Source organism: Mesorhizobium sp. M7A.F.Ca.CA.002.04.1.1, assembly GCF_004022805.1.
GTDB lineage: Bacteria > Pseudomonadota > Alphaproteobacteria > Rhizobiales > Rhizobiaceae > Mesorhizobium > Mesorhizobium ciceri.
The window spans coordinates 1-8,048 of record NZ_RZPL01000202.1 but is presented as its reverse complement, the minus strand read 5'-3'; the positions used below and the strand labels follow the sequence as shown (position 1 = coordinate 8,048).

General features: G+C 61.8%; 7 protein-coding genes and 1 pseudogene. 6 read left to right on the top strand and 2 right to left on the bottom strand.

Translation table 11 applies throughout. The features are described 5' to 3' along the window. Positions 1–67: 67 nt before the first annotated feature. Positions 68–679, bottom strand: a complete 612-nt coding sequence (locus ENZ75_RS13135; RefSeq protein ID WP_013532550.1) for a TIGR00730 family Rossman fold protein — start codon at positions 677–679, stop codon at positions 68–70. Positions 680–804: 125 nt separating this feature from the next. On the opposite strand from ENZ75_RS13135, the gene ENZ75_RS13130 reads away from it, so the two are divergent. From ENZ75_RS13130 to ENZ75_RS13115, 4 genes are all read left to right on the top strand, one after another. Continuing rightward, on the top strand, positions 805–2,256 hold the full coding sequence (locus tag ENZ75_RS13130; RefSeq protein ID WP_013532549.1) for a LysM peptidoglycan-binding domain-containing protein: 1,452 nt from the start codon (positions 805–807) through the stop codon (positions 2,254–2,256). Between the two features lie 272 nt (positions 2,257–2,528). Then, positions 2,529–2,861 carry a metalloregulator ArsR/SmtB family transcription factor gene (locus ENZ75_RS13125; RefSeq protein WP_013532548.1) on the top strand — a complete coding sequence of 111 codons (333 nt, stop codon included), beginning with the start codon at positions 2,529–2,531 and terminating at the stop codon, positions 2,859–2,861. Between the two features lie 21 nt (positions 2,862–2,882). Then, positions 2,883–4,763 (top strand): ABC transporter ATP-binding protein/permease, encoded by a 1,881-nt coding sequence (locus ENZ75_RS13120; protein WP_013532547.1) that lies wholly within the window; start codon positions 2,883–2,885, stop codon positions 4,761–4,763. 108 nt (positions 4,764–4,871) lie between these two features. Beyond that, positions 4,872–5,219, top strand: coding sequence for an antibiotic biosynthesis monooxygenase (locus ENZ75_RS13115; RefSeq protein WP_013532546.1), 348 nt, complete (start codon positions 4,872–4,874; stop codon positions 5,217–5,219). An 8-nt stretch (positions 5,220–5,227) separates the two neighbouring features. Here the strand turns inward: ENZ75_RS13115 and ENZ75_RS13110 are convergent, their stop codons facing one another. Next, positions 5,228–6,091, bottom strand: a complete 864-nt coding sequence (locus ENZ75_RS13110) for an SMP-30/gluconolactonase/LRE family protein (protein WP_013532545.1) — start codon at positions 6,089–6,091, stop codon at positions 5,228–5,230. Between the two features lie 325 nt (positions 6,092–6,416). Between ENZ75_RS13110 and ENZ75_RS13105 the strand changes: the two genes are divergently transcribed. Both ENZ75_RS13105 and ENZ75_RS13100 read left to right on the top strand, forming a co-directional pair. Further along, on the top strand, positions 6,417–7,709 hold the full coding sequence (locus ENZ75_RS13105) for a DUF4375 domain-containing protein (RefSeq protein WP_013532544.1): 1,293 nt from the start codon (positions 6,417–6,419) through the stop codon (positions 7,707–7,709). Between the two features lie 198 nt (positions 7,710–7,907). Then, a pseudogene (locus tag ENZ75_RS13100) lies at positions 7,908–8,048 on the top strand (phosphatidylserine decarboxylase family protein); the annotation flags it as partial.

The window sequence follows — 8,048 nt, the reverse complement described above, 5'->3', positions numbered from 1 at the left end:
GTAGGGGAGTAGGCAGGACACTCGAGGCAATTCACATACTGCCTTACTGCCCCGATTCCTTATCGCCCTACATCTTGTCGATCACCGACTGCACGCCCTCGGTCGGGGCGTCGACGGACGATCCGGCTACCATGATGGCGGCGACGATCGCTTCGGGGTCGTCGACGACCAGCGGCTTGACCCGCTGCGCGGTGTGGATGAAGCCTTCGGCGGCCATGTGATCGAGCAGCGCCAGCATCGGATCCCAAAATCCTTTGACATTGGCGAAGACGATCGGCTTGCGATGATGGCCAAGTTGTCCCCAGGTCATGATCTCGACGATCTCCTCGACCGTGCCGATGCCGCCCGGCAGTGCCACAAAGGCGTCGGATTTCTCGAACATCTTGTGCTTGCGCTCGTGCATGTTGTCGGTGATCAAGAGTTCATCGAGCCGGTCAAGCGCTGTTTCGCTCGCCTCCTTGTTGATCAGGAAGCGCGGAATGATGCCCGTCACCTTGCCGCCGGCCTTGAGCGCGCCTTCGGCGACAGCGCCCATGATGCCTTTGGTGCCGCCGCCATAGACCAGCCGCAATCCCGCTTTGGCAATTGAGCGCCCGAGCAGGTGTCCGGCCTTGATATAGATTTCATCGCGGCCCGGAGACGAGCCGCAATAGACGCAGACGGATCGAATCGTGTTCATGTCGATGATTGGTGATTGGGTCTGAAAGCGCGGTCAAGCCCCAAGGGTTAACGGCCTGGGCTTTTTCTTGTCGGTATTGCTAAAACAGGCTAGACCGGCGTTAGGTGGCTAAGGGGTAGGGAAATATGGCAATTAATCCACTGAAGGCGTTCCTGTTCGCGGCGGGTGGGACCGTTGCGGCCGCGGGAACCGCCTATGTAGCGGGCGCACTCGACCCGTATCTCAATCCCACGCCGCCGGCGCAAGTGGCGGCGCAGACGCCGCCCGCAGCGGCAAAATCGGCTGATCCCGGCACCGAAGCGCGGCTGCCCGCCGCTGAGGTCCCGGCGGCTCCCGCCGCAGTGCCCCAGGCAACGGCACCGGCCGCACCGGCCGCGGACGCGCCGGCTGCGGCCGGTCCGGTCGCACCGTCTTTCGACGTCGTGCGCGTTGAAAGCAATGGCTCGATTGTCGTCGCCGGCAATGCGGCGCCCAACGCCAAGGTCGAAATCCTCAATGGCTCGACGGTGCTTGGCTCGACGGTCGCTGGTCCCGATGGCGCCTTCGTTATCATTCTCGATGATCCGCTGAAGCCCGGCGATTATACGATCGCGCTGCGCGCGACCACCGGTGACGTCGTAACGCCCTCGGTGCAGACCGCCGTCGTTTCGGTTCCCAAGGATGCGGCCGGCCAGGTGCTGGCCATGGTCGAGGAGCCGGGCAAGCCGGCCGAATTGCTGACCGTTCCCGCACCCGAGACAAAGCCGGCTGCTCCGGCCGCCGCGCCGGCTGCTCCCACAGCCGAAGCCCCCGCAACCGCTCCGGCGCCAGCCGCCCCAGCGCCAGCCGTGGTCGACGCAACACCGGCTCCTGCAGCGCCGGCGACGCCGCCCGCTGCAGGCGTGACCGAGCCCAAGATCGTCGTCGAGGCGGTCGAGATCGACGGCAGCAAGATCTTTGTCGCCGGCCTCGCCGATGCCGGCCGCAAGGTGCGCGCCTATGCCAACGACATCCTGCTCGGTGACGCGCAAACTTCGACGGACGGTCATTTCCTGGTCGAGGCGACGCGCGACGTTCCGGTCGGCAGCTACACAATCCATGTCGACGGCCTCGATGCCGACGGTGTGACAGTTGTGGCCCGCGCGGCCGTACCGTTCGAGCGTGAGCCCGGCGAAGCGATCGCCGCCGTGGCACCCTCGGCGCCGAAGCCCGTTCAGCCCAAGCCGGCCGCACCTACCGCCGCCGAGGCACCGGCCGCGGCCACGACGCCTGCTCCCGCCACCGAGGCTCCGGCCGTTATGGCGGAGGCGACGCCGCCAAGCGATGTGCCCGAGACGGTGGCGCCCAAGCTTGAACATGCCGACGGCGCCGTCATCATCCGCCGCAACGACACGCTGTGGCGGATCTCGCGGCGCGTCTATGGCCACGGCGTACGCTTCTCGACCATCTACCTCGCCAACCAGGACCAGATCAGTGATCCCGACCGCATCTGGCCGGGCCAGGTGTTCAAGGTCCCGGAAAAGTCGAAGGAAGGCGAAGCCGCCGACCTCAAGGCCATGGGCGAGCAGGCAACGACAGCGCCCGCCAAGACGGAGTAGGGTTTGAGCGCCGACGGTTGAGCGCAATCTCCCCCTTGTGGGAGATGCCCGGCAGGGCAGAGGAGGGCGCTGTCTCGCCAGCCTGTCGGCCAAATCCGGTCGAGCTACCTTACGGCTGCTCGTAATGCTTTGATCGTGGAAAGTCGCGATCCTTCGCGCCCCTCTCTGTCCTGCCGGACATCTCTCCCACGAGGGGGAGATTGGCGGTTCCGGCGCTCTGCCCATAGGGTTAGCTTGCCCCGTGCCCGTTCATCGTCTATCGCCGATGAACGATGGCAGAATCCCTGATGGAAACAAACGCATCATGCGGCGGTCCGGACAGCCGTGCGGTCGCCGCCCGACTTGCAGCGCTTTCCCATCCGGCGCGGATCGAAATCCTGAAACACCTATCGACGAGCAGTTCCTGCTGCTGCCGCGAGGTCGTCGACCGCTTAGATCTGGCGCAGTCCACCGTGTCACAACATCTGAAAATACTGGTCGAAGCCGGGCTGGTTCGCTTCGAGCCCGATCGCCAGCGCTCGCGCTATGCGATCGACCATGCCGCGCTCGCCGATGTCTCCGCATCGGTGGCCGCTCTCGTCAATTCCTGCTGCTCCGGCCGCTGAAATAAGAAGAAGGCACAAGAAATGGCCGAAAAAACCGTCTCCGACTCCTCGACTTTCAAGACGCTGCTCAATTTGTGGCCTTACATGTGGCCAGCGGATCGCGCCGATCTGAGAGCCCGGGTCACATGGGCGACGCTGTTGCTGGTCGTCGCCAAGCTGACGCTGGTCGCCGGTCCCTATTTCTTCAAATGGGCGACCGACGCGCTGGCCGGCGACGCCAAATCGGCGCCGCCGCTGCCGAGCTTCCTGCTGGCGCCCGTCATGCTGGTCGTCGCCTACAATGTCGTGCGCCTGGTGCAGCTTGGCTTCAATCAGTTGCGCGACGCGCTGTTTGCCCGCGTCGGCCAATATGCCGTGCGCCAGCTCGCCTTCCGTACTTTCGTTCACATGCACCAACTGTCGCTGCGCTTCCATCTCGAGCGCCGCACCGGCGGCCTGTCGCGCATCATCGAGCGCGGCACCAAGGGCATCGAGACGATCGTGCGCTTCATCATGCTCAACACGGCGCCGACCATCCTCGAATTCGCGCTGACCACGGGCATCTTCGCCTACACCTATGGCTGGAAATATGTGGTCGTCGTCGCGGTCACCGTCTGGGTCTATGTCTGGTTCACGGTCCGCGCCAGCGACTGGCGCATCTCGATCCGCCGCGACATGAACGACAGCGATACCGACGCCAACACCAAGGCAATCGACTCGCTGCTCAACTACGAGACGGTGAAATATTTCAACAATGAGGGCATGGAAGCCGAGCGCTTCGACCGCTCCATGGCACGCTACGAGGTCGCCGCGACGCGCATCTGGACCTCGCTTGGCTGGTTGAATTTCGGGCAGGGCATCATCTTCGGCCTGGGCACCGTCATCGTCATGTGCATGTCGGCGCTCGAAGTGCAGGCCGGCACGCAGACGGTCGGTGACTTCGTCTTCATCAACGCCATGCTGATGCAGCTGTCGGTGCCGCTCAATTTCATCGGCTTCATCTACCGCGAAATCCGCCAGGGGCTCACCGATATCGAGCAGATGTTCGATCTGCTGGATGTGCCGCAGGAGATCGTCGACAAGCCGGATGCCAGGCCAATCGCGGTCAGCGCCGGCAAGGTCGAGTTCCGCGACGTGCACTTCTCCTATGACCCGAACCGGAAGATCCTGAAGGGCATCAGCTTCGAGGTGCCGGCCGGCAAGACCGTCGCCATTGTCGGGCCTTCGGGTGCCGGCAAGTCGACCATCTCGCGGCTTCTGTTCCGCTTCTACGACGTGCAGGGCGGCCAGGTGCTGATCGATGGCCAGGATATCAGGGACGTGACGCAGGAGAGCCTGCGCGGGGCGATCGGCATGGTGCCGCAGGACACCGTGCTGTTCAACGACACCATCGCCTACAACATCCGCTATGGCCGCATCGGTGCCAGCGAGGAGGATATGCGCAAGGCGGCCGAACTCGCTCAGATCGGCCCGTTCATCGAGCGATTGCCTGACGGCTACAAGTCGATGGTCGGCGAACGCGGGCTAAAACTTTCGGGCGGCGAGAAGCAGCGCGTGGCAATCGCCCGCACCATTTTGAAGGCGCCGCCGATCCTGATGCTCGACGAAGCGACCTCGGCGCTCGACAGCCACACCGAACAGGAGATCCAGGCCGCGCTCGATCTGGTCAGCCGTGGCCGCACCACCATCGTCATCGCTCACCGCCTGTCGACGGTGATCACGGCCGATGAGATCATCGTGCTGCAGGACGGCCAGATCGCCGAGCGCGGCACCCATGCCGAGCTGATGCGCAAGCATGGCCTCTACGCCTCGATGTGGGACCGCCAGCGCGAGGCGACCGAGGCCGAAGAGCGGCTGCGCTTGGCTCGCGAAGGCGACGAACTTGGTGTCATCGTCCGCCGGCGCACGTCGGAGGTGAATTGAAGGTTCGGCGTGTGATCTGATTTTTGCACTTGATCTCAACTTAAGTTGAGATTGTAGGCCGTTCCTGGAGCCCAAAAAACACCATGATCCAGGAACGGAGCAATCGAAATGAGCAAGATAAATCAGACTGTTAACGGCGGCAGCGTGTTCAGGGTGGACAAATTCGTCGTCCCGGCCGGCGCCCGCGAGGAGATACTCGCCAAGGTCAGGACAACGCATGAATTGCTGCGCCTGCAGCATGGCTTCGTGCAGGATTTCCTGCTCGAGCAATTCTCCGGGCCGGGCGAATTCAACCTCGTCACCATCGTCGAATGGGAAAGCCAGGCGGCCGTCGACAATGTCGTGCCGATCGTCAAGGCCGCGCACGAGCGCATCGCCTTCAACCCGCAGGAGACGATCGCCCGGCTCGGCGTTCGCGCCGACATCGCCAACTATCAGAGGGTTCCCGGGCTGTAGCAAGGCTGTTACGGCCAGCCGATGCCAGGTGCCGGCGCTTCGACGCTGAACACCTGGCCGGTGCGGGCGTCGCTGACCATATGCTCGAAGCCGCGCCATTCGGCGGCGAGAATGAACAGCGTTTTCCTGTCGGTGCCGCCCAGCATGCAGGCAAAGCAGCCGCGATCGACGGTCACTGTCTGCAGCACCTCGCCGCCTTCACGCACCCGCACGCAACGCTTGTTGGGAACATCCGCATACCAGGCCGCCCCTTCGGCATCGAGGCAGATGCCGTCGGGATAGCCGTCGAGGTCGGCCCAGACCCTTCGGTTGGCAAGGCTGCCGTCGGCGGCAATGTCGAAGGCGGTCAGCCGATTGGCATGGGATTCCGCGACAATCAGCGTCTTGTTGTCCGGGCTCACTGCCATGCCGTTGGCAAAGGCGATATTTTCCGCCACCTGCCGGACCGCGCCGTCCGGCGTGATCAACACGATGGTGCCGGGGCTGAAATGCTCGCCAGAAGCCGGCGCCGGTCCGCCGCCATTGACATAGGTGTTGCCGCGCCCGTCGACGACGATCTCGTTCCAAGGGCTTTTCGACAGGTCACGCAAATCGGCGCGAGTGACGAGGCTCCCGTCGGCCTCCTGTCGTAGCAGCAGCCCTTCGCGGCCGGAGATGACGAGCAGGCGGCCATCCGGCAGCCAGTCAATGGAGTAGGGCAGGACAGCCGGTACGGTGAGCATGACCTCGCGGTTGCCGTCGGCATCGACGGCGATAATCTCGCCGGTGCCCCAGTTGCAAAGCCACAGCCGTCCGTCATGCCAGCGCGGCGACTCGCCGAAAGCGAGACCGGCAGTGACGAGATGCGCTTGGGGGGCAGGTGGTTTCTGCATGTAGGGGACTCCTTGTTGAGTGCGTCAGCATCGCCAAATGGTCCATGATGGCGCTGTCTCACCAAGGACGGGCGAGGCAGCGGTCTGCCGACAGGCACAGAACCGATAATTTTGGTTTGGCTGCTCTTTGCTGAGTTCGCGACGAAGCCTCGAGGTCAGTTTTTGGAGTGTTCTTCAAACTATCGGTTGAAGTGTTCTTCAAAATATTGGTAAGACGCAGTGAAAATGAATTTCAAGCGCCTTTTTATCCACTTTTCCAAGTGATATTCTGCTGACAGACTCTGATCTACCGGTATTGCTTTCCTCCGGGTAAGAAGGCTTTGGAATGTTCGGAATTTTTTCGCGAAAGAAAAGGCTGCAGCAGTCGACAACGATTTCGGCGCACCAGCCGGAGCAACCGACGGCCAGTCCGCGCGTGACTTCAATTGTTGTCCCGTTTTCAGCAGTCGAGCGCGCCGCTAAGGAAAACTACGTTGCTGACCTCGTGACTGCAGTCATGGATTTCGTGACCGCAATGTTTGATCAGGGCCTCTACAAAGATCACGAAATACCGCCGTCAGCGAGGCAGTTTTTTCACGCTTACCTATACGGGATGGAAGTGGCTAATGGCGGCCATAGCCAATTTATTCACAATTACCGTGATCACCTCGATAAAGTCACCTCGGATGTGCATTTGGCTTTGGCTGGAATGCGAGCAGAAAACCATTTAGCTATTTTGAAACAGATGGTTGCTTGGGTCCGGGAACATCCCAAGGAAGCGGAGGAACAGACTGGATTCGAAGGTGGCCGCGCTGATTTCCTTGATGGACTCGACGATCTTTTTTACAAGGAGGAAGACAGCGTCCCGATGCTTGCCCGCGCAGTGGGTTGGATAGCCTCCTGGCCTGAACTGGAGATTGTCGACGATGCCGAATGCCAGGAGGCCACTCTTGACATTGTGATGGCCAACTCCAGGCGCGAACCTCGATTGCGCCATCGTTCGGTGTTCCATCTGAAAGCAGTGATGACGAGCCGACTTGAAGTGGGCATCGGGCTCGCCTGTGCAGCTTTGCCGCAGCCCGAGGTTAAGCTCGGGCTCGGCAAAGGACGGATGTTGGACATAGATGGCGAGAAGCAGATGACATTTCCGGTCGTAACCAACGCCGGCAGGGTGCGTTTGTGCGTAGTCACGCCAACGCATGCGGCTGCATACCAGTACCTGGCTGCTGATGGTACAGAACTGCAACTCGACCTCGGACCGGTCGATAGCGTTGATGAGTTACTTGGCGAAGGTGCTCCACGTGTCGGTCTGAAGCTGTCGCATGTCGGCGCTGATTCAATAGCGACAGTCATCGAACTGGCTGATGAATACGGGGCACCAGCAGCCCTCGACCTTCTTTTGCGCAGGGCTGGAATTGATACGGCAGGAGCAGTTGCTTTGCCATCGATGCTGATTCCGAGCGAGGGAGGATCGGTCGTCAGTTGGACAGTTGCTGCTGACGGTAGACTGCTGTTTTTGGTGTCCTCTCCCAACGGGAGCGCGCTCTTGAGGTCGGGCGCCGAAGATCCGCTGGCGGATGCCCATAGGCTTGAGATCGAAGAACATTTTGTGCGCGCCGAAGCCGATGGTGCCAACTGATCTGGGCTGATTGTCTCGAAATTCTGACGCCAGTGGCACAGGCATGCGAGCCGGTCGCGACCTCACGAACGCGGAGCGTTCGGCTATCCTGAGGCGACAGGCCCTTGCCCGTTCGCCCGCGCCGCCGATTGTTGCGTTGCGGCGAGGGGGGCTTTCGGCTATTGAGGCCGGACTTGAAACGGAGCCTGTTTTTAGCTGATGAGCCTTGTCGATACGGTCAAGAACGCGTTCGTACCGATCCATCGCGAAGGCTATCCCTTCATCGCGGCCTTTGGCGCGGCGACGCTTTTCCTCGGCTATTTCTCCTCGGTCCTGTTCTGGATCGGTCTGATCCTGACG